The organism is Aquariibacter albus, assembly GCF_014145335.1.
GTDB classification, from domain to species: domain Bacteria; phylum Pseudomonadota; class Gammaproteobacteria; order Burkholderiales; family Burkholderiaceae_C; genus Aquariibacter; species Aquariibacter albus.
Genome location: NZ_JACIVI010000005.1, coordinates 19503 through 44023 on the forward strand (window position 1 = coordinate 19503; position 24521 = coordinate 44023).

A 24521-nucleotide genomic window follows, 5' to 3' on the forward strand; every position below is an offset into this window, starting at 1 on the left:
CAATCAGCTTGACCGTGATCGACACGTTGTCGCCCGGCATCACCATTTCCTTGTCCTTCGGCAGTTCCACCGCACCCGTCACGTCCGTCGTGCGGAAGTAGAACTGCGGGCGGTAGTTGTTGAAGAACGGGGTGTGGCGGCCGCCTTCGTCCTTGCTCAGCACGTACACCTCGGCGGTGAAGTGCGTGTGCGGCTTGATCGAACCCGGCTTGCACAGCACTTGGCCGCGCTCGACGTCTTCGCGCTTGGTGCCGCGCAGCAGGATGCCGACGTTGTCGCCCGCCTGGCCCTGGTCCAGCAGCTTGCGGAACATTTCCACGCCGGTGCAGGTGGTCTTCTGCGTGGCCTTGATGCCGACGATCTCGATTTCCTCGCCGACCTTGACGATGCCGCGCTCGACGCGACCGGTCACCACGGTGCCGCGACCCGAGATCGAGAACACGTCCTCGACCGGCATCAGGAAGGCGCCGTCCACCGCGCGCTCGGGCGTCGGGATGTAGCTATCGAGCGCGTCGGCCAGCTTGAGGATGGCTTGCTCGCCCAGCGGGCCCTTGTCGCCTTCGATGGCGAGCTTGGCGCTGCCGTGGACGATGGGGGTGTCGTCACCCGGGAAGTCGTACTTGCTGAGCAGTTCGCGCACTTCCATCTCGACGAGCTCGAGCAGCTCGGCGTCGTCGACCATGTCGCACTTGTTCAGGAAGACGATGATGTAGGGCACGCCCACCTGGCGGGCCAGCAGGATGTGCTCACGGGTCTGGGGCATCGGGCCGTCCGCGGCCGAGCACACCAGGATGGCGCCGTCCATCTGGGCGGCACCCGTGATCATGTTCTTCACGTAGTCGGCGTGCCCGGGGCAGTCGACGTGCGCGTAGTGGCGGTTGGCGGTCTCGTACTCAACGTGCGCGGTGTTGATCGTGATGCCGCGCGCCTTTTCTTCCGGCGCCGCATCGATCTGGTCGTAGGCCTTGGCCTCGCCCCCGAACTTCTGCGCCAGGATGGTGGTGATCGCCGCCGTCAGCGTCGTCTTGCCATGGTCCACGTGACCAATGGTGCCCACGTTCACGTGCGGCTTGGTGCGCTCAAACTTGCCTTTTGCCATTTCAATCTCCGATAAAGAGCACTGCCAGTGCCCAGGGTTTTAGGTTTCCGCCTCACCGAACACCCTCTCGCCACTGGCTGCGGGAGGTCGGACGGGACGAAGACCGGGAAAAGTGGAGCGACCGGTGCGAGCCCGCACCGGCCCTGTCCTTCGCTTACTTGGCGCGCGCGGTGATGATCGCGTCGGCGACGTTCTTCGGCGCTTCGCTGTAGTGTTTGAACTCCATCGTGTAGGTCGCGCGACCTTGCGACATGGAGCGCAGCGTGGTCGAGTAGCCGAACATTTCCGACAGCGGAACCTCGGCCTTGATGACCTTGCCGCCACCGGGCATGTCGTCCATGCCCTGGACCATGCCGCGACGGGACGACAGGTCGCCCATCACGTTGCCGGCGTAGTCTTCCGGGGTCTCGACTTCCACGGCCATCATCGGCTCGAGGATGACGGGGCTGGCCTTGCGACAGGCTTCCTTGAAGCCCATCGAGGCGGCCATCTTGAACGCGTTTTCGTTCGAGTCCACGTCGTGGTACGAACCGAAGGTCAGGGTGACCTTCACGTCAACCACCGGGAAGCCGGCCAGCACGCCGTTCGGCAGGGTGTCGATGACGCCCTTCTCCACCGCGGGAATGAATTCGCGCGGCACGACGCCACCCTTGATCGCGTCGACGAAGGTGAAGCCCTTGCCCGGCTCCTGCGGCTCGACCGTGAACACCACGTGGCCGTACTGGCCCTTGCCGCCCGACTGGCGGACGAACTTGCCCTCGACGTCGGTCGCGGTCTTGCGGATGGTCTCGCGGTAGGCCACCTGCGGCTTGCCGACGTTGGCTTCCACGCCGAACTCGCGCTTCATGCGGTCGACGATGATTTCCAGGTGGAGCTCGCCCATGCCGGAAATGATGGTCTGGCCGGACTCTTCGTCGGTGCGCACGCGGAAGGACGGATCCTCGGCCGCCAGGCGCGACAGGGCGATGCCCATCTTTTCCTGGTCGGCCTTGGTCTTGGGCTCGACGGCCTGCGAGATGACCGGCTCCGGGAAGACCATCTTCTCCAGCGTGATGATGCTTTCCGGATCGCACAGGGTCTCGCCCGTGGTCACATCCTTCAGGCCCACGCAGGCGGCGATGTCGCCGGCCAGGATTTCCTTGATTTCCTCACGCTGGTTCGCGTGCATCTGCAGGATCCGGCCGATGCGCTCCTTCTTGCCCTTGATCGGGTTGTAGACGGTGGCGCCCGAAAGCAGCACGCCCGAGTACACGCGCACGAAGGTCAGCTGGCCGACGTAGGGGTCGGTCATCAGCTTGAAGGCCAGGGCAGCAAACTTCTCGCTGTCGTCGGCACGGCGCACGACCGGCTGCTCGTCCTCGTCGGTGCCCGGCACCGGCGGAATGTCGATCGGCGAGGGCATGAAGTCGATCACGCCGTCCAGCATGCGCTGCACGCCCTTGTTCTTGAAGGCGGTGCCGCAGAACATCGGCTGGATCTCGGCCGCGATGGTGCGGGTGCGGATGGCCGTCTTGATCTCGTCCTCGCTCAGGTCGCCCGTCTCGAGGTACTTGTTCATCAGCTCTTCGTTGGCCTCGGCCGCGGCCTCGACCATCTTCTCGCGCCATTCCTGGGCGACTTCGACCAGATCCGCCGGGATCTCTTCGTAGCTGAACTTCATGCCCTGCGAAGCCTCATCCCACAGGATGGCCTTCATCTTGAGCAGGTCGACGACACCCTTGAAGTTTTCCTCGGCGCCAATCGGAATGACGATGGGCACGGGGTTGGCCTTGAGGCGGGCCTTCATCTGGTCGACGACCTTGAAGAAGTTGGCGCCGGTGCGGTCCATCTTGTTGACGAAGGCCAGGCGCGGCACCTTGTACTTGTTGGCCTGACGCCAGACGGTTTCCGACTGCGGCTGCACGCCCCCCACGGCGCAGTACACCATGCAGGCGCCGTCGAGCACGCGCATCGAGCGCTCGACTTCGATGGTGAAGTCCACGTGCCCCGGGGTGTCGATGATGTTGATCCGGTGCTCGGGCAGGGACAGGTCCATGCCCTTCCAGAAGCAGGTCGTCGCCGCCGAGGTGATGGTGATGCCCCGCTCCTGCTCCTGCTCCATCCAGTCCATCGTCGCAGCGCCATCGTGCACTTCGCCGATCTTGTGGTTCACGCCGGTGTAGAACAGGATGCGCTCGGTCGTGGTGGTCTTGCCGGCATCGATGTGCGCAGAGATACCGATGTTGCGGTAGCGCTCGATGGGGGTTTTGCGGGACATGGTGGGCTCCAAATACGAAAGCCGCCCCGCCGATCCACAGGATCGGCCAGGGCAGCCGGGGACATCAGGGGGTCGGTCGGCTTAGAAGCGGAAGTGCGAGAAGGCCTTGTTGGCCTCGGCCATGCGGTGCACTTCGTCGCGCTTCTTCATCGCGCCGCCGCGGCCTTCCGAGGCCTCCAGCAGTTCGTTGGCCAGACGCTGGGCCATCGACTTCTCGCTGCGCTTGCGGGCCGAATCCTTGAGCCAGCGCATGGCCAGCGCGACGCGGCGGACGGGGCGAACTTCCACGGGAACCTGGTAGTTCGCACCGCCGACGCGGCGGGACTTCACTTCGACCATCGGCTTCACGTTGTTCAGCGCGGTCAGGAACACTTCGAGCGGATCACGCTGGGCCTTCTTCTCGACTTGCTCGAGGGCGCCGTAGATGATCCGTTCGGCCACGGCCTTCTTGCCGGACTCCATGACCACGTTCATGAACTTCGAGAGATCCACATTGCCGAACTTCGGATCGGGCAGGATCTCGCGCTTGGGGACTTCGCGACGACGAGGCATGACTCTTCCTTTATTGCTTCAGTCGGCCCGGACTTCCGGACCACGGACGCCCATCCGGGGCATCCACTTACTCGGCGGCGCGCAGCTTGCGCTCCAACCGACAACCCTGGGCGCGCAGCATGCGCACCCGCGATGACACCGCGTTGAACGCGGCGCCCGACCTGGATCAGGCCTTCTTCGGGCGCTTCGCGCCGTACTTCGAACGCGACTGCTTCCGGTCCTTGACGCCCTGCAGGTCGAGGGAACCACGGACGATGTGATAGCGCACACCCGGCAGGTCCTTGACCCGGCCACCACGAACCAGCACGACGCTGTGTTCCTGGAGGTTGTGGCCTTCGCCGCCGATGTAGGAGATCACCTCGAAGCCATTGGTCAGGCGCACCTTGGCGACCTTCCGCAGCGCCGAGTTCGGCTTCTTCGGGGTGGTGGTGTAGACGCGGGTGCAGACGCCACGACGTTGCGGGCAGGCCTGCATGGCCGGCGACTTGGATTTCGTGACTTCGGTCTCGCGACCGTGGCGCACGAGCTGGTTGATGGTCGGCATGGGGTAACTTGTTCCCGTGTGAAGTTACATGAACCTTCCCGACGGTCCCTGCGCGCGAAACGCGTGGCGGAGTCGAAGACTCCCGCCCCACACCCATCTCGCGGCTGAACGCGGCGCCTGCGGTCTTGGGCGGGTCCGGTCCCGCCCAACACGCAAGGCCTGTCAGCTCGACGCCCAGCAAAGAGCGAAGCAGAAACTGCCGAAAAGCTTTCCATTGTAGGCTGCGTCAAGCATTGCTGCAAGAAGCTCCTGGCACCGTGAACCCACCCCTCGACGATCCCCCGCCCTCGGACGCGTCAAAGGCCGGCGCTCCGGCGCCGCTGCGGGCCGTGATCGACACCCAACTGCTGCTGGATTGGCTGGTCTTTGACGAGCCTGCGTCCGCAGCCTGGGTCCAGGCCCTGAGCGCCAGCCGCCTGCGCTGGCTCGCCAGCCCCTGGATGCAGCAGGAATGTGAGCGCACGCTGCGGCGCAGCATGCTGCAGCGCTGGTCACCCGACCCGCAGCGGGTGGCGCAAGCCTGGTCCCGCTGGGCCGAGATGCTGCCCGAGCCCTCCCCCCAGCCACGCCTGCGTTGCCGGGATCCGGACGACCAGGCCTTCATCGACCTGGCCCTGGCCTGCCGCGCCGACGTGCTGCTCACGCGCGACCGCGACCTGCTGGTGCTGCGCAAGCGCGCCGCCGCCCTCGGCCTGTGGATCGGGCGGCCCGACCAGCACCCTACCCTGCAGCCCGGCACACCGCCATGAAAAAAGGCGGCCGAAGCCGCCTCAATCGTTCGGGACCGGCCCCTTGCGGGGCCGGTGTCCGGATCAGCTCGCGTCGTCGGCGCCCGGCAGCGGAGGCTGCTCCTCGGCACCGTCGAACTCGGCGCCGGCCAGGGCAGCCTGCTCCTCGGCTTCCTGCATCGCGATCGCGCGGCGCTCGCTCTCGTCCATCTCTTCCTTGACCTTGCGGGCCTGGTGGAAGGCGAGACCGGTGCCGGCGGGGATCAGTCGGCCGACGATCACGTTCTCCTTCAGGCCACGGAGCTCGTCGCGCTTGCCCATGATGGCTGCCTCGGTCAGCACCCGGGTGGTCTCCTGGAAGGAGGCCGCCGAGATGAAGGAGTCGGTCGACAGCGAAGCCTTGGTGATGCCCAGCAACACGTCGGCATGCGTGGCGATCAGCTTGCCCTCGGCCCGCAGGCGCTCGTTGGTGTTGAGCAGCTCCGAGCGCTCGACCTGTTCACCGGCGATGTAGGAGGAGTCGCCCGGGTTGACGATCTGCACGCGGCGCAGCATCTGGCGAACGATCACCTCGATGTGCTTGTCGTTGATCTTCACGCCCTGCAGACGGTAGACGTCCTGCACCTCGTCGACGATGTAGGTGGCCAGGGCCTCGATGCCGAGCAGTCGCAGGATGTCCTGCGGGTCCGCCGGGCCGTCGACGATGGACTCGCCCTTGTTCACCACCTGGCCTTCGTGCACCAGGATGTTCTTTTCCTTGGGCACCAGCTCCTCGAAGACGCGGCCTTCCGGATCGGTGATCTGCAGGCGCACCTTGCCCTTGGTCTCCTTGCCGAAAGAGACCGTGCCGGTCATCTCGGCCAGCGTGCCCTTGTCCTTGGGCGTGCGGGCCTCGAACAGCTCGGCCACCCGCGGCAGACCGCCGGTGATGTCGCGGGTCTTCTGGCCTTCGACCGGGATGCGGGCGAGCACCTCGCCCGGGGCGAGCTGCTGGCCGTCGCGGATCTGGATCAGCGAGCCGACTTGGAAGCCGATGGTCACCGAGTGGTCGGTGCCCGGGATCTTGACTTCCTTGCCGTCGGCATCGAGCAGCTTGACCTGCGGACGCACGACCTTGGCCGCGCCACGGCGCTTCGGGTCGATCACGACCAGGGTCGACAGGCCGGTCACCTCGTCCACCTGCTTGGCGACGGTCACGCCCTCCTCGACGTTCTCGAACTTCGCCAGACCGGCGAACTCCGTGATGATCGGGCGGGTCAGCGGGTCCCAGGTCGCGAGGATGGTGCCCGCCTTGATGGCCTGCTCCGCCTGGATGTTGAGCGTCGCGCCGTAGGGCACCTTGTGGCGCTCGCGCTCGCGGCCATGCGGGTCGCTGATCACGATCTCGCCGGAACGCGAGATGACGACCAGTTCGCCCTTGCCGTTGGCCACCGAACGCATGGTGGCGTTGAAGCTGATCAGGCCGTCGCTCTTGGCTTCGACACTGGAGGCCACCGCGGCGCGCGAGGCCGCGCCACCGATGTGGAAGGTCCGCATCGTCAGCTGGGTGCCGGGCTCGCCGATCGACTGCGCGGCAATCACGCCCACCGCTTCGCCGGTGTTGACCAGGCCACCGCGACCCAGGTCGCGGCCATAGCACTTGGCGCACAGGCCGTAGCGGGTGTCGCAGGTCAGCGGGGTGCGGACCTTGACCTCGTCGATGCCTTCCTTCTCCAGCAGGTCGAGGGTGTCCTCGTCCAGCATGTGGCCGGAGGGCACCAGCACGGCCTGGGTCTCGGGATGGATGACCTCATTGGCGGTCACACGGCCCAGGATGCGGTCGCGCAGCGATTCGATGACCTCGCCGCCTTCGACCAGCGCACGCATGTTGATGCCGTGGTCGGTGCCGCAGTCGTCTTCGGTCACGACCAGATCCTGCGTCACGTCCACCAGGCGGCGCGTGAGGTAGCCGGAGTTCGCGGTCTTCAGCGCCGTGTCCGCCAGGCCCTTTCGGGCGCCGTGGGTGGAGATGAAGTACTGCAGAACGTTCAGGCCTTCGCGGAAGTTCGCGGTGATCGGCGTCTCGATGATCGAGCCGTCCGGCTTGGCCATCAGGCCGCGCATGCCCGCGAGCTGGCGGATCTGGGCCGCGGAACCCCGCGCACCCGAGTCGGCCATCATGTAGATGGAGTTGAAGGACTCCTGGTCCACTTCCTTGCCGTGGCGGTCGACGACCTTCTGCTTGGCGAGCTGGGCCATCATGACCTTGCCCACTTCGTCACCGGTCTTGCCCCAGATGTCGACGACCTTGTTGTAGCGCTCGCCGGCGGTCACGAGACCCGAGACGTACTGCTGCTCGATCTCCTTGACTTCCTTCTCGGCGCGCTCGATCAGGCCCTGCTTCTCCTTGGGCACGAGCATGTCGTCGATGCCGATGGAGATGCCCGCGCGGGTGGCCAGACGGAAGCCGCTCTGCAGCAGCTTGTCGGCCAGCACCACGGTCTCCTTCAGGCCGCACTTGCGGAAGGAGGCATTGATCAGCTTGCTGATCTCCTTCTTCTTCAGCGCCTTGTTGATGTTCGCGAAGGGCAGGCCCTTGGGCAGGATCTCGCTGAGCAGCGCACGACCGACGGTGGTCTCGACCAGCTTGGTCTCCGGCTGGAAAACGCCGTCGGCGTCCTTGGTCCATTCCGTCAGACGCACATTGATCTTGGCGGTGATCTCGACCACGCCGTTGTCCAGCGCACGCTGCACCTCGTTGGTGTCGGCGAAGACCATGCCTTCGCCCTTGCCGTTGGTGCGCTCGCGGGTCGCGTAGTACAGACCCAGCACCACGTCCTGCGACGGCACGATCGACGGTTCACCGTTGGCCGGGAACAGCACATTGTTGGAGGCCAGCATCAGCGCGCGGGCTTCCATCTGCGCTTCGATCGACAGCGGCACGTGGACGGCCATCTGGTCGCCGTCGAAGTCGGCGTTGAAGGCCGCGCAGACCAGCGGATGCAGCTGGATCGCCTTGCCCTCGATGAGCACCGGCTCGAAGGCCTGGATGCCCAGGCGGTGCAGGGTCGGCGCCCGGTTCAGCATGACCGGGTGCTCCTTGATGACTTCTTCAAGGATGTCCCAGACCACCGGCGTGCCCGATTCCACTTCCTTCTTCGCCGCCTTGATGGTGGTGGCGATGCCCATGGCTTCGAGGCGCGAGAAGATGAAGGGCTTGAACAGCTCCAGCGCCATCAGCTTGGGCAGGCCGCACTGATGCAGCTTGAGCGTCGGGCCGACCACGATGACCGAACGGCCGGAGTAGTCGACGCGCTTGCCCAGCAGGTTCTGCCGGAAGCGGCCGCTCTTGCCCTTGATCATGTCGGCCAGCGACTTCAGCGCGCGCTTGTTCGCGCCCGTCATCGCCTTGCCGCGACGGCCGTTGTCGAGCAGCGAGTCCACGGCCTCCTGCAGCATGCGCTTCTCGTTGCGCACGATGATCTCCGGCGCCTTCAGCTCCAGCAGCCGCGCGAGGCGGTTGTTGCGGTTGATGACGCGGCGATAGAGGTCGTTCAGGTCCGAGGTCGCGAAGCGGCCGCCGTCCAGCGGCACCAGCGGACGCAGGTCCGGCGGCAGCACGGGCAGCACGTCCAGCACCATCCAGTTCGGCTTGATGCCGGACTTCTTGAAGGCCTCCATGACCTTCAGGCGCTTGCTGTTCTTCTTGACCTTCAGCTCGCTGCCGGTCATGTCGTTGCGGAGCTTGTCGATCTCGACGTCGAGATCCATCTCCTCCAGCAGCTTCTTGATGCCCTCGGCACCCATCTGCGCGACGAACTCGTCACCGAACTCGCGCTTCTTGGTGTCGTACTCGTCCTCCGACATGATCCCGAACTTCTTCAGCGGGGTCATGCCGGGGTCGGTCACCACATAGGCTTCGAAGTACAGCACGCGCTCGATGTCGCGCAGCGTCATGTCCAGCACCAGGCCGAGACGCGAGGGCAGCGACTTCAGGAACCAGATGTGGGCGCAGGGCGCGGCCAGGTCGATGTGACCCATGCGATCGCGGCGCACCTTGGTCTGGGTGACTTCGACGCCGCACTTCTCGCAGATCACGCCGCGGTGCTTCAGGCGCTTGTACTTGCCGCACAGGCACTCGTAGTCCTTGATCGGACCGAAGATCTTGGCGCAGAACAGGCCATCCCGCTCCGGCTTGAAGGTGCGGTAGTTGATCGTCTCGGGCTTCTTCACTTCACCGAAGGACCACGAGCGGATCTTCTCGGGCGAGGCCAGCCCGATCTTGATCGCGTCGAAGTGCTCGTCGGGCGTGAACTGCTTGAAGAGGTCCAGCAAACCTTTCATGGGGTGCTCCTTGTCCGTTCTCAGTTGCGCTCGAGCTCGATGTCGATACCGAGCGAACGGATTTCCTTGACCAGCACGTTGAACGACTCCGGCATGCCGGCGTCGATGGCGTGCTCGCCCTTGACGATGTTCTCGTAGACCTTGGTGCGGCCGTTCACGTCATCGGACTTCACGGTCAGCATCTCCTGCAGCACGTAGGACGCGCCGTAGGCTTCCAGGGCCCAGACTTCCATTTCACCGAAGCGCTGGCCACCGAACTGCGCCTTGCCGCCCAGCGGCTGCTGGGTGACGAGCGAGTACGGACCGGTCGAGCGGGCGTGCATCTTGTCGTCGACCAGGTGGTGCAGCTTCAGCACGTGCATGTAGCCGACGGTGACCGGACGCTCGAACTGCTCGCCGGTGCGGCCGTCGCACAGCCAGGCCTGGGTGCGGGTCGCGTTGAGGCCCTTCTTCTGCGCGATGTCCTCGGGGTAGGCGAGGTGGAGCATCGCGCGGATCTCCTCTTCGGCCGCGCCGTCGAAGACCGGGGTCGCGAAGGGCACGCCGTTCTTCAGGTTGCCCGCCATCTCGACAAGCTCGGCATCGCTGAGCTGGCCCAGGTCCTCGGTCTTGCCGCCACTCTGGTTGTAGAGCTCGTCGAAGAACTTGCGCAGCTCGGCCACCTTGGCCTCCTGCTGCAGCATGTCACCGATGCGCTGGCCCAGGCCCTTGGCGGCCCAGCCCAGATGCACTTCCAGCACCTGGCCGACGTTCATCCGCGAGGGCACGCCCAGCGGGTTCAGCACGATGTCGGCCGGGGTGCCGTCGGCCATGTAGGGCATGTCCTCGATCGGGGTGATCTTGGACACGACGCCCTTGTTGCCGTGGCGGCCGGCCATCTTGTCGCCGGGCTGCAGGCGGCGCTTGACGGCCAGGTAGACCTTGACCATCTTGAGCACGCCCGCGGGCAGCTCGTCGCCCTGGGTGAGCTTCTTGCGCTTTTCCTCGAAGGCCAGGTCGAAGCTGTGGCGGGTCTGCTCCAGCGCGTTCTTGATGCTTTCGAGCTGGTTGGCCACCTCGTCCTCGGCGGGACGGATGTCGAACCAGTGGTACTTCTCGACGCTCGACAGATAGTCCTTGCCCAGGGTCGTGCCCTTGGCCAGCTTCTGCGGGCCGCCGTTGGCCACCTTGCCGACCAGCAGCTTCTCGATCCGGTCGAAGGCGTCGGCCTCGACGATGCGCAGCTGGTCGTTCAGGTCCAGGCGGAAGCGCTTGAGCTCGTCGTCGATGATCTGCTGGGCACGCTTGTCGCGCTGGATGCCCTCGCGGGTGAAGACCTGCACGTCGATGACGGTGCCCGAGGTGCCCTGGTCGACGCGCAGCGAGGTGTCCTTCACGTCGCTGGCCTTCTCGCCGAAGATCGCGCGCAGCAGCTTCTCTTCCGGCGTCAGCGTGGTCTCGCCCTTGGGCGTGACCTTGCCGACCAGCACATCGCCCGGGCCGACCTCGGCGCCGATGAAGACGATGCCGGACTCGTCGAGCCGGCCGAGCTGGTTCTCCGACAGGTTCGGGATGTCGCGGGTGATTTCCTCGCTGCCCAGCTTGGTGTCGCGGGCCATCACCACCAGCTCCTCGATGTGGATCGAGGTGTAGCGGTCTTCGGCCACCACGCGTTCGGAGATCAGGATCGAGTCTTCGAAGTTGTAGCCGTTCCAGGGCATGAAGGCGACCAGCATGTTCTGGCCCAGGGCGAGTTCGCCCAGGTCCGTCGACGCGCCGTCGGCCACCACATCACCCGCCCCCACCTTGTCGCCGCGCTTGACGATCGGGCGCTGGTGGATGTTGGTGTTCTGGTTGGAGCGCTGGTACTTGATCAGGTTGTAGATGTCGACACCGACTTCACCGGCCACCGTTTCCGCGTCGTTCACGCGGATCACGATGCGGTTGGTGTCGACATAGTCGACCACGCCCCCGCGGCGGGCGGTGACGACGGTGCCGGAGTCGACCGCGGCGACGCGCTCGACCCCGGTGCCGACCACGGCCTTCTCGGGACGCAGCGTCGGCACGGCCTGACGCTGCATGTTGGCGCCCATCAGCGCGCGGTTCGCATCGTCGTGCTCCAGGAAGGGCACCAGGGAGGCGGCGACCGAGACGATCTGCGTCGGGGCCACGTCCATGTACTGGATGCGACCCGGCGAGGTCAGCACCGACTCGCCCTTCTCACGCGCCGAGACCAGCTCGTCGCTGAGGCGGCCCTGCGCGTCCAGCGTGGCATTCGCCTGGGCGATGATGTACTTGCCTTCCTCGATGGCCGACAGGTAGTCGATCTGGTCGGTCACCTGACCATCGACCACGCGACGGTAGGGCGTTTCCAGGAAGCCGTACTCGTTGAGCTGCGCATACAGGGCCAGCGAGTTGATCAGGCCGATGTTCGGGCCTTCCGGCGTCTCGATCGGGCAGACCCGGCCGTAGTGGGTCGGGTGCACGTCGCGGACTTCGAAGCCGGCGCGCTCGCGGGTCAGACCGCCCGGGCCCAGGGCCGAGACGCGACGCTTGTGCGTGATCTCCGACAGCGGGTTGGTCTGGTCCATGAACTGCGAGAGCTGGCTCGCCCCGAAGAACTCCTTGAGCGCCGCGCTGATCGGCTTGGAGTTGATCAGGTCGTGCGGCATCAGGGCCTCGGTCTCGGCCTGGCCCAGACGCTCCTTCACGGCCTTCTCGATGCGGGCCAGGCCGGAGCGGTACTGGTTCTCGGCCAGTTCGCCCACGCAGCGCACGCGGCGGTTGCCGAGGTGGTCGATGTCGTCGACCTCGCCCTTGCCGTTGCGCAGGTCGACCAGGATCTTGACGACCGCGAGGATGTCCTCGTTGCTCAGCGTCATCGGGCCGACCGACTCGTTGCGGCCGACGCGGGCGTTGAACTTCATGCGGCCCACGCGCGAGAGGTCGTAGGTCGCCGCGTCGTAGAAGAGGCGGTTGAACAGGGCCTGCACCGCGTCCTCGGTCGGCGGTTCGCCGGGACGCATCATGCGGTAGATGGCCACGCGGGCGGCCAGCTCGTCGGCGGTCTCGTCCGAGGCCAGGGTCTGCGAGATGTAGGCGCCCTGGTCCAGTTCATTGGTGAACAGGCACTGCAGGTCCTTGATGCCGGCGCTGCGCAGCTTCTTGAGCAGCGACTCGGTCAGCTCGTCGTTGGCCTTGGCCAGGATCTCGCCGGTGTCCGGGTCGACCATGTTCTTGGCCACCACGCGCCCCACCAGGAAGTCCTCGGGCACCGAGATGAAGGTGGTGCCGGAGGTTTCGAGCTGCTTCACGTGGCGCGCGGTGATGCGCTTGTCCTTCTCGACGACCACCGCACCCGACTTGTCGGTGATGTCGAAGCGCGCGACCTCGCCCTTCAGGCGCGCCGGCACGAACTCCATCTGCGCCCCCGCGTCCATCAGGCGGAAGTTGTCGAAGACGAAGAAGTTCGCCAGGATCTGCTCGGGGTTCAGGCCGATGGCCTTGAGCAGGATGGTGACCGGCATCTTGCGACGGCGGTCGACACGGAAGTAGAGGATGTCCTTCGGATCGAACTCGAAGTCCAGCCAGGAGCCGCGGTAGGGAATGATCCGCGCGCTGAACAGCAGCTTGCCCGAGCTGTGGGTCTTGCCCTTGTCGTGCTCGAAGAAGACGCCCGGCGAACGGTGCAGCTGCGAGACGATGACGCGCTCGGTGCCGTTGACGATGAAGGAGCCGTAGTCGGTCATCAGGGGCACCTCGCCCATGTAGACCTCTTGTTCCTTGATCTCCTTGACCACCTTGGACTGCGAGGTCGAGGCCTCCCGGTCATAGATGATCATCTGCAGCTTGGCGCGCACGGCGGCGGCGTAGGTCAGGCCGCGCTGCTGGCATTCCCGCGTGTCGAAGGCGGGCTTGGCCATGTTGAATTCGATGAACTTCATCTCCACGAACCCGTTGTGCGAAACGATCGGGAAGGCGGAAAGGAAGGCGGCTTGCAGGCCCTCGGGCTTGCGCTTCTGCGGCGGCACGTCCTTCTGAAGGAAGGCGACGTACGAATCCTTCTGCATCGAGAGCAGGTAGGGCACGCCGAGCACGTTCTCGCGCTTGCCGAAGCTCTTGCGGATGCGCTTGCGCTCGGTGTAGCTGTAGGGGGATGCTTGCGCCATGAATCACTCCGTGTCGAAGGGACACCGCCCGGCCCAGGCAGCACCCGTTCGGCGACTGGCGGCGCAGACTTTGCGTCTGCTGCTTGGTGGCAGGCCACTACCTGCCGCTGGCGGACAACCGGAGCCTTGCACCCCAGTCCGACCAAACCGGTTCTCTGCAGTCGGTTCAGAGAACACTTGCAAGGCCCGCCCCGCATGCGATGCGGACCTTGCAGCTGCTCTCCGGGGCCGGTGGATGCCGCTTGGCGTCCTCCGACCCTGGAAGCACAAAAGGCTGGGGGCCGAAACCGGCACCCAGCCCCCTGTGCGGGTCGAGATTACTTGATCTCGGCCTTGGCGCCGGCTTCCACCAGCTTCTTGACGGCGGCTTCGGCGTCGGCCTTGGCGATCGCTTCCTTGACGTTCTTGGGCGCGCCGTCGACCAGGTCCTTGGCTTCCTTGAGGCCCAGGCCGGTCAGTTCGCGCACGGCCTTGATGACCGAGACCTTGTTGGCGCCGGCTTCGAGCAGCACGACGTTGAACTCGGTCTTCTCTTCGGCGGCCGGGGCGGCGGCGCCACCGGCGGCACCGCCACCGGCGACGGCGACGGCCGCGGCGGACACGCCGAACTTCTCTTCAACGGCCTTGACCAGGTCGTTGAGTTCCAGGACGGTCATGGTGTCCAGGGCAGCCAGGAAGGCGTCTTTGTCGAAAGCCATTTGGGGTTCCTAAATCGGTTGTCGTACGGTCTTCGTACGGTTGAATCAGAAGAGACGATCTCAGGCAGCGGCCGCTTCGGCAGCAGGCGCTTCGGCGCCGCCACCTTGCTTCTTGGCCACCTCGGCCAGCACGCGGGCCAGGCCGGAGATCGGGGTCTGCAGCAGACCGAGCAGCTGGGCCAGCAGAACTTCCTTGCTGGGCACATTGGCCAGGGCCTTGACGCCTTCGACGTCCAGCACCTTGCCGCCAAAGGCACCGCCCTTGATGACCAGCTTGTCGTTCGTCTTGGCAAAGTCGGCGATGACTTTGGCTGCGGCGACGGCATCTTCGGAGAAGCCGTAGATCAGCGGGCCGACGAACTGGGCCTCGGCCACCTCAAAGGACGTACCGGCAACAGCGCGACGGGCCAGGGTGTTCTTCAGCACGTGAAGATAGACACCCTTTTCCCGCGCGGTCTTGCGCAGTGCGTCCAGATGAGCGACGGTGAGGCCACGGTACTCGGCCACGGCCAAGGTCTGTGCCTTGGCCGCCTGGGCCGACACTTCCTCGACAACGGCTGCTTTCTCGTTGCGATTGAGACTCAAGGTCCACTCCTTAAAACGTGGAAAGGTCCGGGACGAAGCCCGCACACCCTCCACACCGGGTTGCAGCGACCTTGCCGTTCAGGAACCCCGGGACCTCTTGCGACACCCCGAGACCAACCTTTGCGGCGGGACCGCCATCTGCGCTGGCTGCCCGGCCCGAGGGCCAGACGATTAAGCGGGACCGGAATCCCGCACCAGCGGTCTTGGATGGCCCGGCGGCTTGCGCCACCGGCCCACCAATCCTTGAGGCACCGCGCCAGACCCGCGCGGCACCGGATGTTTCAGCCGATCAGGCGCCCGCTTGGGCGTTGATCGAGGCGACGTCGACGCGCACGCCGACGCCCATGGTCGAGGACACGGCCACCTTGCGCAGGTAGACGCCCTTGCTCGACGCCGGCTTGGCCTTGTTCAGGGCTTCCAGCAGGGCCTGCAGATTGCCCTTGAGCTTGTCGCCGTCGAAGGAGCGGCGGCCGATCGTGCCGTGGATGATGCCGGCCTTGTCGACGCGGAACTGGACCTGGCCAGCCTTCGCGTTCTTGACGGCCGTGGCAACGTCCGGGGTCACGGTGCCGACCTTCGGGTTCGGCATCAGGCCGCGCGGGCCCAGGATCTGACCCAGGGTCCCGACGACGCGCATGGTGTCCGGCGAGGCGATGACCACGTCGAAGGGCATGTCGCCCGCCTTGACGCGCTCGGCCAGGTCTTCCATGCCGACGATGTCGGCGCCGGCAGCCTTGGCTTCCTCTGCCTTGGCGCCCTGGGCGAAGACGGCGACACGCTTGGTCTTGCCGGTGCCGTTGGGCATCACGACCGCGCCGCGGACGACCTGGTCGGACTTCTTCGCATCGACGCCGAGCTGCACCGAGACGTCGATCGACTCGTCGAACTTGGCGGTCGCGAAGGACTGCACCAGGGCCAGCGCCTCGTCGATCGGATACAGCTTCGTGGTCTCAACCTTGCCCTGCAGGGCCTTGGCTTTCTTGGTCAGCTTGGCCATGTCAGACGCCCTCCACCATGATGCCCATCGAACGGGCCGAGCCCGCGATCGTGCGAACCGCCGCATCCAGGTCGGCAGCGGTCAGGTCCGGCTGCTTGGTCTTGGCGATTTCCTCGACCTGCGCGCGGGTCAGCTTGGCGACCTTGTCCGTGTGCGGACGGGCCGAGCCACGCTCGATCTTGGCGGCCTTCTTCAGCAGCACGGTGGCCGGCGGCGTCTTGAGGACGAAAGTGAAGCTCTTGTCGGCGAAGGCGGTGATCACCACCGGCAACACCAGACCGGGCTCCATGCCCTGGGTCTTGGCGTTGAACGCCTTGCAGAACTCCATGATGTTCAGACCGCGCTGACCCAGCGCCGGACCGATCGGGGGCGACGGATTCGCCTTCCCTGCGGGGATTTGCAGCTTGATGAAGCCGACAATCTTCTTGGCCATGCTTGCTCCGATGACCCCGTCCGCGGCCTGCGGCGGGGCTTGAGTGCAAACGCCTGGGGCAGGGCCCCGGGCTCCTCGTGCCGGCGTCTCGTGCCGGCTGGGACGGGTGGCGTGACCTCATCTTGCGAAGGGCGCCCCGCCACCGGGGCTGTTCGTTCAGGCGCGGGCCGAAGGCCCGACGCCTCAAATCTTCTCGATCTGGTGGAAGTCCAGCTCGACCGGCGTGGCGCGACCGAAGATGGTGACCGACACGCGGATCTTGGACTTGTCGTAGTTGACTTCCTCGATCGCGCCGTTGAAGTCGGTGAAGGGACCTTCCTTGACGCGCACCACCTCGCCGACTTCCCACTCGACCTTGGGCCGCGGCTTCTCGATGCCTTCCTGCATCTGGTTGACGATCTTCATGACCTCGTCTTCCGAGATCGGCGTCGGACGGTTCTTGGCCCCGCCGACGAAGCCCGTCACCTTGGAGGTGTGCTTGACCAGGTGCCAGGAGTCGTCGTCCATCAGCATCTCGACCAGCACATAGCCCGGGAAGAAGCGGCGCTCGGTCACGGCCTTCTTGCCGTTCTTCATCTCGACGACTTCTTCGGTCGGGACGAGGATGCGGCCGAACTTGTCCTGCATGCCGGCGCGATCGATGCGCTCGCGCAGGTTGCGCTCCACGGCCTTCTCCATGCCGGAGTAGGCGTGCACGACATACCAACGCAGGGGGGCGGCGGCGGGGATCTGCGGGGTCTCGCTCATCGGGGGTCCTTCAGGATCGCGCGGGGTCGGGGGCGATCAGCGGCGCCAGCCGAGGATCAGGTCGTAGAAGACCCATTCCAGCGTCTTGTCGGTCAGCCACAGGAACAGCGCCATGACCACGACGAAGGCGAAGACGTAGAGCGTCATCTGCGTCGCCTCCTTGCGGCTCGGCCAGACGACCTTGCGCAGCTCGCGGGCAGCATCCCGGCCGAAGCCGACGAGGCGCTTGCCCGGCTCGGCCCGGAAGAACAGGGCGACGGCCCCGGCCAGCAGCAGCAGCAGCGCGATCACGCGCTGCCACAGGGGCTGGCTGGCCAGAAGGTAGAAGGCCGCGATGGCTGCCACGACCAGCACGCCGACCGCCGCCAGCTTGGCCTTGTCGGCGGCAGGCGTCACGGTTTCGACGGAGGGAGATGCACTCATGGTGTTCGCTTCGGCGGCACCCGACCGGAACAGTTCCGGACCCGGGCACCAGGCCGCTCATTCAGCAGCAAAGCCCGCCGGGCCGTGAGGCCTGTTGCGGGCTGCTGCGCGGAGCATCTTTCAGACGCGCTTCGTGGCGAAGACCTCGAAGCAGCCCTTGAAGACGCTGCGGTGGTTCGATCGGTTCGGCGTGGCAGGGGCAGAGGGTCTCGAACCCCCAACCTTCGGTTTTGGAGACCGACGCTCTGCCAATTGAGCTATGCCCCTACGCCTGAACCTGGCTTGTCTTACTCGATGATCTTGGCCACGACGCCGGCGCCGACGGTGCGGCCGCCTTCACGGATGGCGAAGCGCAGGCCTTCTTCCATCGCGATCGGGGCGATCAGCTTGACCGTGATCGACACGTTGTCGCCCGGCATCACCATTTCCTTGTCCTTCGGCAGTTCCACCGCACCCGTCACGTCCGTCGTGCGGAAGTAGAACTGCGGGCGGTAGTTGTTGAAGAACGGGGTGTGGCGGCCGCCTTCGTCCTTGCTCAGCACGTACACCTCGGCGGTGAAGTGCGTGTGCGGCTTGATCGAACCCGGCTTGCACAGCACTTGGCCGCGCTCGACGTCTTCGCGCTTGGTGCCGCGCAGCAGGATGCCGACGTTGTCGCCCGCCTGGCCCTGGTCCAGCAGCTTGCGGAACATTTCCACGCCGGTGCAGGTGGTCTTCTGCGTGGCCTTGATGCCGACGATCTCGATTTCCTCGCCGACCTTGACGATGCCGCGCTCGACGCGACCGGTCACCACGGTGCCGCGACCCGAGATCGAGAACACGTCCTCGACCGGCATCAGGAAGGCGCCGTCCACCGCGCGCTCGGGCGTCGGGATGTAGCTATCGAGCGCGTCGGCCAGCTTGAGGATGGCTTGCTCGCCCAGCGGGCCCTTGTCGCCTTCGATGGCGAGCTTGGCGCTGCCGTGGACGATGGGGGTGTCGTCACCCGGGAAGTCGTACTTGCTGAGCAGTTCGCGCACTTCCATCTCGACGAGCTCGAGCAGCTCGGCGTCGTCGACCATGTCGCACTTGTTCAGGAAGACGATGATGTAGGGCACGCCCACCTGGCGGGCCAGCAGGATGTGCTCACGGGTCTGGGGCATCGGGCCGTCCGCGGCCGAGCACACCAGGATGGCGCCGTCCATCTGGGCGGCACCCGTGATCATGTTCTTCACGTAGTCGGCGTGCCCGGGGCAGTCGACGTGCGCGTAGTGGCGGTTGGCGGTCTCGTACTCAACGTGCGCGGTGTTGATCGTGATGCCGCGCGCCTTTTCTTCCGGCGCCGCATCGATCTGGTCGTAGGCCTTGGCCTCGCCCCCGAACTTCTGCGCCAGGATGGTGGTGATCGCCGCCGTCAGCGTCGTCTTGCCATGGTCCACGTGACCAATGGTGCCCACGTTCACGTGCGGCTTGGTGCGCTCAAACTTGCCTTTTGCCATCGCGATCTCCTGACGAGCTGTGCTGACGCTGAGGGATGAAGGTGGTGCCCATGGCGCGGATCGAACGCGCGACCTCTCCCTTACCAAGGGAGTGCTCTACCACTGAGCCACATGGGCATCGACACAGGTCTGCGCTGACTCGCAACGCACATCGGTATCGACCTTGCAGACCTCGAAGCCTGGAGCGGGAGACGGGAATCGAACCCGCGCCATCAGCTTGGAAGGCTGAGGTTCTGCCATTGAACTACTCCCGCATCGCCGGAAGCGGTCCGGCAGGACCTGCCGGAAGTTCGCTTGGTGGAGGAGGCTGGATTCGAACCAGCGTAGGCGTAAGCCAACAGATTTACAGTCTGCCCCCTTTAGCCACTCGGGCACCCCTCCACGGCGAGCCCGCGACTATAGCACGGGGTTCTTGTTTTTCCGCAAGCTTTTCTCGCGACACCCGGGGAAGCGCTCAGGCGGCATCCGCCGGCAGGGTCCAGCCGCCGTCCAGGGGGCGCCCGCGGGCCTGGAGCCAGGCCTGGGCCAGGCCGAAGTGCCCGCAGCCCAGGAAAGGCCGCGGCGGACGGCGGGCCGACAGCGGCGAAGGATGGTTGGCCTCCAGCCGCAGGTGGGCCGGGCCGGCCTGGGCGATGCGCTCGCCCAGGCGCTGCGCGTGCGCACCCCAGAGCAGAAAGACCTTGGGCGCAGGATCGGCGGCGACCTGGTCGAGCAAGGCCGCGCTGAGCGCCTCCCAGCCCCGGCCGGCGTGGCTGGCGGGCTCGCCGTCGCGCACGGTCAGGGTGGTGTTGAGCAGCAGCACGCCGCGGCCGGCCCAGGCGAGCAGGCTGCCGCTGCGCGGCGGCGGCAGGCCGAGGTCCCGTGCACGCTCGGCCAGCAGATTGCGCAGGCTGGGCGGGTGCGGCCGACCAGGCGCGACGGAGAAGGCCAGGCCCTCGGCCTGACCAGGACCGTGGTAGGGGTCCTGGCCGAGGATGACGACGCGGACCGCTTCCGGCGCGGTCAGGCGCAGCGCGCGGAAGGGGTCGGGTGGATAGACCCGCGCACCGGCGACCCGCTCGGCCGCCAGGAAGGCCTCCAGCGCCTGCCCGGCCGGCGTGGCAAGAAAGGCGCGAACCGTCGGCTGCCAGCCCGGAGGCAAGTCCGCCACCTGTACCCCCAGGGCGGGCTGCGGATCGGACGGTGTGGCGGATGCCGGAACTGCGGCAGCCGGCCCAGGCTCGCCCCAGGGCAGGGGCTGCGTGGTGTCGTCCACCCGGCGTGGCGCGCGCGCGCTCACGGCCGAGCGGCTCAGGCCAGCAGCTCGGCCAGGGCGGCGCCCGGGTCGGGCGCGCGCATGAAGGCCTCGCCGATCAGGAAGGCATGGACCTGGGCCTCGCGCATGCGACGCATATCGGCCGGCGCCAGGATGCCGCTCTCGGTGACCAGCAGGCGATCGGCGGGCACGCGCGGCAGCAGGCCCAGGGTGGTGTCGAGCGTGACCTCGAAGGTCCGCAGGTTGCGGTTGTTGATGCCGACCAGCGGCGTCTTGAGACGCAGGGCCCGGTCCAGCTCTTCGCCGTCATGCACCTCGACCAGCACGTCCATGCCGAGCGCGTGGGCGCAGGCCTCCAGCTCGGCCATCTGGCCGTCACCCAGGCAGGCGGCGATCAGCAGGATGCAGTCGGCCCCCATCACGCGGGCCTCGTGCACCTGGTATTCGTCGACCATGAAGTCTTTGCGCAGCACCGGCAGGGCGCAGGCGGCGCGGGCTTCGCGCAGGTAGGCCTCGCTCCCCTGGAAGTAGCGCGCGTCGGTCAGCACGCTCAGGCAGGCGGCGCCGTGGCGGGCGTAGCTGACGGCGATCTCGGCCGGGTGGAAGGGCTCGCGCAGCACGCCCTTGCTGGGACTGGCCTTCTTGACCTCGGCGATCACGCCGGCGCGGCCGGCCGCGATCGGCGCCCGCAGGGCAGCCAGGAAGTCGCGCCGGTCGGCCCGGCGCTCGGCGCCCTCGGCGGCCTCGCGCAGCGAGGCCAGCGAACGGCGCTGGCGCCGCTCGGCCAGCTCCTCGTGCTTGGTGGCCACGATCTTCTGCAGGATGTCGCTCATCGGGAACTCGTCGGGCGCGGAAAAGACAGGGAAGCGCTCAGGCCGCCGGGGCCAGGCGCTGGGTGCAGGCGACGAAGTCGGCCAGTTTGCGGCGCGCCGCGCCGGAGGCCACGGCCTCGCGGGCGCGGGCCACGCCCTCGACCAGGTCGGCCGCCACGCCGGCGGCGTGCAGGGCCGCTCCGGCGTTGAGCAGCACGATGTCGCGCGGCGCGCCGGCCTCGTCGTCGAGCACGCGGCGGATCATGGCCACCGAGGCCTCGCGGTCCGGCACCTTCAGCACCGCGTCGTCGCAGGGCGTGAGGCCCAGCCCGGCGGGGTGGACGGTGTACTCGTGGATGACGCCGTCCTTCAGCTCGGCCACCAGGGTCTCGCCCGAGAGCGAGATCTCGTCCATGCCATTGCGGCCGTGCACGACCAGCACATGCTCCGAGCCCAGGCGCTGCAGCACGCGCGCCAGGATGCCGACCAGGTCCGGGTGAAAGACGCCCAGCAGCTGCCGGGTGGCGCCGGCCGGGTTGGTCAGCGGGCCGAGGATGTTGAAGAGCGTGCGCACGCCCAGCTCCTTGCGCACCGGGGCGGCGTGCTTCATGGCCGCATGGTGGTGGGGCGCGAACATGAAGCCGATGCCGGTCTCGGCGATGCAGTCGGCCACGCGGTCCGGCGGCAGCATGCGCGCGCCCAGGGCCTCCATCGCGTCGGCGCTGCCGCTGGTCGAGGACACGCTGCGCCCGCCGTGCTTGGCCACCCGCGCGCCGGCCGCGGCCGCCACGAAGACCGAGGCCGTCGAGATGTTGAAGGTGTGCGAACCATCACCCCCGGTGCCGACGATGTCGACCAGGTGGCGGCGGTCGGCCACCTCGACCTTCGTGGCGAATTCGCGCATCACCTGGGCGGCGGCGCTGATCTCGCCGACCGTCTCCTTCTTCACCCGCAGGCCGGCGATGAGCGCGGCCATCATCACCGGCGACATCTCGCCGCCCATGATGCGGCGCATCAGGTGCAGCATCTCGTCGTGGAAGATCTCGCGGTGCTCGATCACGCGCTGCAGCGCGGCGGTGTCGCTGATCGTCATGGCGGCAGCTCCTCGTTCGGCAGGGCCCGGGCTCAACGGCGGTCGAGCAGGAAGTTCTTCAGCATCGCGTGACCGTGCTCGGTCAGGATGGATTCGGGGTGGAACTGCACGCCCTCAATGGGCAGGGTGCGGTGGCGCACGCCCATGATCTCGCCGTCCTCGGTGGTGGCGCTGATCTCCAGCTCGGCCGGCAGCGTGGCCGGCGCGATGGCCAGCGAGTGGTAGCGGATCACGGTGAACTTCTCGGGCAGCTCGCTGAAGACGCCGCGCCGGTCGGTGTGGATGGTGCTGGTCTTGCCGTGCATCTGCACCCGGGCGCGGACGATGTCACCGCCCAGCGCGGCGCCGATGCTCTGGTGCCCGAGGCACACGCCCAGGATGGGCAGCTTGCCGGCGAAGTGCCGGATCGCCGGCACGCAGATGCCCGCCTCGTTCGGCGAGCACGGCCCCGGCGAAAGCACCAGGCGGTCGGGCCGCAGGGCTTCGATCTCGTCGAGCGTGATCTCGTCGTTGCGGTGCACCCGCACCTCCTCGCCCAGCTCGGCGAAGTACTGCACGAGGTTGTAGGTGAAGGAGTCGTAGTTGTCGATCATCAGCAGCATGGCGCGCCCCTTCCCTCAGAAACCCTGTTCCACCAGCTCGGCCGCGCGCAGCAGGGCGCGGGCCTTGGCCTCGGTCTCGGCCCATTCCAGCGCGGGCTGGGAATCGGCGACCACGCCGGCCGCGGCCTGCACGTAGAGCATGCCGTCCTGGACGATGCCGGTGCGGATGGCGATGGCCACGTCCATGTCGCCGGCGAAGCTGAGGTAGCCGCAGGCGCCGCCGTAGACCCCGCGCGGCACGGGCTCCAGGTCCTCGATGATCTCCATCGCGCGGATCTTGGGCGCGCCGCTGAGCGTGCCGGCCGGGAAGGTGGCGCGCAGCACGTCGAGGTTGCTCAGGCCGGGCTTGAGCAGGCCCTCGACGTTGCTGACGATGTGCATGACGTGCGAGTAGCGCTCGACCTCGAAGGCCTCGGTCACCTTCACGCTGCCGGTGCGGGCGATGCGGCCGATGTCGTTGCGCGCCAGGTCGATCAGCATCACATGCTCGGCGCGCTCCTTGGGGTCGGCGAGCAGCTCGGCCTCGGCGGCGGCGTCGGCCTCCGGCGTGGCGCCGCGCGGACGGGTGCCAGCCAGGGGGCGGATGGTGATCTTCTCGGCGGCCTCGCCCTCGGGCGTCTGCACCTGCTCATGCCGCACCAGGATCTCCGGCGAGGCGCCCACCACCTGGAAGCCGCCCAGGTCGTAGTAGTACATGTAGGGGCTGGGGTTGAGGGAGCGCAGCGCGCGGTAGAGCGAGAGCGGGCTGGCCGCGAAGGGCTTCTGCAGGCGCTGGCCGATGACGACCTGCATGCAGTCGCCGGCCGCGATGTAGTCCTTGCAGCGCTGCACGGCCGCCTCGTAGTCGGCGCGCTCGAAGTGGCGCTGCACGGGCTGCGGGTCCACCGGCACCACGGCCGGGGCGCGGGCCGGCTGGTCCAGGCGGGCGCGCAGTTCGGCCAGGCGGGCGCGGGCGCGGGCATGGGCGCCGGGCTGGCCCGGGTCGGCCCAGACGATGAGCGAGAGCCGGCCACTGAGGTTGTCGATGACGGCCACCTCCTCAGTCTGCAGCAGCAGGATGTCGGGCGTGCCCAGGCCGCCGGGCTTGCGGCCGGCATGGGCCAGGCGCTGCTCCATGTGGCGCACCGCGTCGTAGCCGAAGTAGCCGGCCAGGCCGCCGGCAAAACGCGGCAGCCCGGGCTGCGGGGCCAGCTTGAAGCGCTGCTGGTACGCAGCGATGGCGTCCAGCGGGTTGCCGGCCAGGGTCTCGACGACCTGGCCGTCGGTGACGACTTCCAGCCCGCCCTCGACCGAGCGCAGCAGGGTGCGGGCCGGCAGGCCGATGAAGGAGTAGCGGCCGAAGCGCTCGCCCCCGACCACCGACTCCAGCAGGAAGCTCAGCGGCTGGCCGGCGGCCAGCTTGAGGTAGAGGGTGAGCGGGGTTTCGAGGTCGGCGAAAGCCTGCTCGACCAGGGCCACGCGGTTGTGGCCCTCGGCGGCCAGGCGCTCGAAATCTTCAGGGGTCAGCGTGATCACGTCGGCGGGCCCTCCATGGCCCGGCCCGCGGCACAGGCTCGGCGGGCGCGGTGCCGCCTTGCGGCACCAGGGTTCTTCAGGGGCCACCCGTGCGCGCAGTGCGGCAGGGCAGCCGGTCCGTGCGGGCCCCGCTGGGGGCGCGCGGGCGTCCGGCGCGGGACGCTGCGGGACTCAGGCCCGCCAGGGCCAGGCTCCCCGGTCGTTCGACCCCTTGGTGAACTTGCGCGACATG

Annotated in this window: 19 protein-coding genes and 4 tRNA genes; 1 reads left to right on the plus strand and 22 read right to left on the minus strand. The window is 67.2% G+C overall.

Features of this window, described 5'->3' with window-relative positions; translation table 11 throughout:
* The 4 genes from tuf (H4F90_RS12455) to rpsL form a co-directional block, all read right to left on the minus strand.
* Nucleotides 1-1099: elongation factor Tu (tuf, locus tag H4F90_RS12455; RefSeq protein WP_182665092.1), on the minus strand; the 1099-nt coding region annotated here is incomplete at its 3' end.
* Nucleotides 1100-1253: 154 nt separating this feature from the next.
* The gene (gene fusA, locus H4F90_RS12460) at nt 1254-3356 is read right to left on the minus strand and encodes an elongation factor G (RefSeq protein WP_182665094.1); all 2103 of its coding nucleotides are present in this window, start codon (nt 3354-3356) and stop codon (nt 1254-1256) included.
* Nucleotides 3357-3437: 81 nt separating this feature from the next.
* On the minus strand, nt 3438-3908 hold the full coding sequence (gene rpsG / locus H4F90_RS12465) for a 30S ribosomal protein S7 (protein WP_182665096.1): 471 nt from the start codon (nt 3906-3908) through the stop codon (nt 3438-3440).
* Between the two features lie 166 nt (nt 3909-4074).
* The gene (gene rpsL / locus H4F90_RS12470) at nt 4075-4452 is read right to left on the minus strand and encodes a 30S ribosomal protein S12 (protein ID WP_182665098.1); all 378 of its coding nucleotides are present in this window, start codon (nt 4450-4452) and stop codon (nt 4075-4077) included.
* Between the two features lie 257 nt (nt 4453-4709).
* Here rpsL and H4F90_RS12475 point away from each other — a divergent pair, with 257 nt between their 5' ends.
* Complete coding sequence (locus tag H4F90_RS12475) at nt 4710-5201, plus strand: putative toxin-antitoxin system toxin component, PIN family (RefSeq protein ID WP_328700924.1); 492 nt, start codon at nt 4710-4712, stop codon at nt 5199-5201.
* Nucleotides 5202-5264: 63 nt separating this feature from the next.
* On the opposite strand, the gene rpoC is transcribed toward H4F90_RS12475, so the two are convergent.
* The 18 genes from rpoC to trpE form a co-directional block, all read right to left on the minus strand.
* The gene (gene rpoC, locus H4F90_RS12480; RefSeq protein ID WP_182665100.1) at nt 5265-9503 is read right to left on the minus strand and encodes a DNA-directed RNA polymerase subunit beta'; all 4239 of its coding nucleotides are present in this window, start codon (nt 9501-9503) and stop codon (nt 5265-5267) included.
* Nucleotides 9504-9523: 20 nt separating this feature from the next.
* Nucleotides 9524-13651 (minus strand): DNA-directed RNA polymerase subunit beta, encoded by a 4128-nt coding sequence (rpoB, locus tag H4F90_RS12485; protein ID WP_182665102.1) that lies wholly within the window; start codon nt 13649-13651, stop codon nt 9524-9526.
* A 317-nt stretch (nt 13652-13968) separates the two neighbouring features.
* Entirely contained in the window at nt 13969-14349 is a 381-nt protein-coding gene (rplL, locus tag H4F90_RS12490) for a 50S ribosomal protein L7/L12 (RefSeq protein WP_182665104.1), read from the minus strand.
* A gap of 60 nt (nt 14350-14409) precedes the next feature.
* Nucleotides 14410-14934 (minus strand): 50S ribosomal protein L10, encoded by a 525-nt coding sequence (gene rplJ / locus H4F90_RS12495; RefSeq protein WP_182665106.1) that lies wholly within the window; start codon nt 14932-14934, stop codon nt 14410-14412.
* 289 nt (nt 14935-15223) lie between these two features.
* On the minus strand, nt 15224-15931 hold the full coding sequence (gene rplA / locus H4F90_RS12500; protein ID WP_182665108.1) for a 50S ribosomal protein L1: 708 nt from the start codon (nt 15929-15931) through the stop codon (nt 15224-15226).
* Between the two features lies 1 nt (nt 15932).
* On the minus strand, nt 15933-16364 hold the full coding sequence (rplK, locus tag H4F90_RS12505; RefSeq protein WP_182665110.1) for a 50S ribosomal protein L11: 432 nt from the start codon (nt 16362-16364) through the stop codon (nt 15933-15935).
* Between the two features lie 183 nt (nt 16365-16547).
* A complete protein-coding gene (gene nusG, locus H4F90_RS12510; protein WP_182665112.1) occupies nt 16548-17111 on the minus strand; it encodes a transcription termination/antitermination protein NusG in 564 nt (187 codons plus the stop codon).
* Nucleotides 17112-17147: 36 nt separating this feature from the next.
* Entirely contained in the window at nt 17148-17534 is a 387-nt protein-coding gene (gene secE / locus H4F90_RS12515) for a preprotein translocase subunit SecE (protein WP_182665114.1), read from the minus strand.
* A 191-nt stretch (nt 17535-17725) separates the two neighbouring features.
* Nucleotides 17726-17801 (minus strand) — tRNA-Trp (locus H4F90_RS12520).
* A 20-nt stretch (nt 17802-17821) separates the two neighbouring features.
* Nucleotides 17822-19012, minus strand: a complete 1191-nt coding sequence (gene tuf / locus H4F90_RS12525; protein ID WP_182665115.1) for an elongation factor Tu — start codon at nt 19010-19012, stop codon at nt 17822-17824.
* A gap of 42 nt (nt 19013-19054) precedes the next feature.
* A tRNA-Thr gene (locus H4F90_RS12530) sits at nt 19055-19129 on the minus strand.
* 63 nt (nt 19130-19192) lie between these two features.
* A tRNA-Gly gene (locus tag H4F90_RS12535) sits at nt 19193-19266 on the minus strand.
* Between the two features lie 41 nt (nt 19267-19307).
* A tRNA-Tyr gene (locus H4F90_RS12540) sits at nt 19308-19393 on the minus strand.
* 73 nt (nt 19394-19466) lie between these two features.
* Nucleotides 19467-20174: a uracil-DNA glycosylase gene (locus H4F90_RS12545; RefSeq protein WP_182665468.1), complete on the minus strand. Its 708-nt coding sequence runs from the start codon at nt 20172-20174 to the stop codon at nt 19467-19469.
* A gap of 128 nt (nt 20175-20302) precedes the next feature.
* Entirely contained in the window at nt 20303-21100 is a 798-nt protein-coding gene (gene trpC / locus H4F90_RS12550; protein ID WP_182665118.1) for an indole-3-glycerol phosphate synthase TrpC, read from the minus strand.
* A gap of 37 nt (nt 21101-21137) precedes the next feature.
* Nucleotides 21138-22172: an anthranilate phosphoribosyltransferase gene (gene trpD / locus H4F90_RS12555; protein ID WP_182665120.1), complete on the minus strand. Its 1035-nt coding sequence runs from the start codon at nt 22170-22172 to the stop codon at nt 21138-21140.
* A 32-nt stretch (nt 22173-22204) separates the two neighbouring features.
* Complete coding sequence (locus H4F90_RS12560; RefSeq protein WP_182665122.1) at nt 22205-22774, minus strand: anthranilate synthase component II; 570 nt, start codon at nt 22772-22774, stop codon at nt 22205-22207.
* A 15-nt stretch (nt 22775-22789) separates the two neighbouring features.
* Complete coding sequence (trpE, locus tag H4F90_RS12565) at nt 22790-24289, minus strand: anthranilate synthase component I (protein WP_407926188.1); 1500 nt, start codon at nt 24287-24289, stop codon at nt 22790-22792.
* Nucleotides 24290-24521 lie beyond the last annotated feature (232 nt).

What these genes read in the sequence shown, in the direction of transcription:
- fusA (WP_182665094.1), bottom strand. Translation starts at nt 3,356, where the DNA reads ATGTCCCGCAAAACCCCCATCGAGCGCTACCGCAACATCGGTATCTCT.
- rpsG (WP_182665096.1), bottom strand. Translation starts at nt 3,908, where the DNA reads ATGCCTCGTCGTCGCGAAGTCCCCAAGCGCGAGATCCTGCCCGATCCG.
- rpsL (WP_182665098.1), bottom strand. Translation starts at nt 4,452, where the DNA reads ATGCCGACCATCAACCAGCTCGTGCGCCACGGTCGCGAGACCGAAGTC.
- rpoC (WP_182665100.1), bottom strand. Translation starts at nt 9,503, where the DNA reads ATGAAAGGTTTGCTGGACCTCTTCAAGCAGTTCACGCCCGACGAGCAC.
- rpoB (WP_182665102.1), bottom strand. Translation starts at nt 13,651, where the DNA reads ATGGCGCAAGCATCCCCCTACAGCTACACCGAGCGCAAGCGCATCCGC.
- rplL (WP_182665104.1), bottom strand. Translation starts at nt 14,349, where the DNA reads ATGGCTTTCGACAAAGACGCCTTCCTGGCTGCCCTGGACACCATGACC.
- rplA (WP_182665108.1), bottom strand. Translation starts at nt 15,931, where the DNA reads ATGGCCAAGCTGACCAAGAAAGCCAAGGCCCTGCAGGGCAAGGTTGAG.
- rplK (WP_182665110.1), bottom strand. Translation starts at nt 16,364, where the DNA reads ATGGCCAAGAAGATTGTCGGCTTCATCAAGCTGCAAATCCCCGCAGGG.
- nusG (WP_182665112.1), bottom strand. Translation starts at nt 17,111, where the DNA reads ATGAGCGAGACCCCGCAGATCCCCGCCGCCGCCCCCCTGCGTTGGTAT.
- secE (WP_182665114.1), bottom strand. Translation starts at nt 17,534, where the DNA reads ATGAGTGCATCTCCCTCCGTCGAAACCGTGACGCCTGCCGCCGACAAG.
- tuf (WP_182665115.1), bottom strand. Translation starts at nt 19,012, where the DNA reads ATGGCAAAAGGCAAGTTTGAGCGCACCAAGCCGCACGTGAACGTGGGC.
- trpC (WP_182665118.1), bottom strand. Translation starts at nt 21,100, where the DNA reads ATGAGCGACATCCTGCAGAAGATCGTGGCCACCAAGCACGAGGAGCTG.
- trpD (WP_182665120.1), bottom strand. Translation starts at nt 22,172, where the DNA reads ATGACGATCAGCGACACCGCCGCGCTGCAGCGCGTGATCGAGCACCGC.
- H4F90_RS12560 (WP_182665122.1), bottom strand. Translation starts at nt 22,774, where the DNA reads ATGCTGCTGATGATCGACAACTACGACTCCTTCACCTACAACCTCGTG.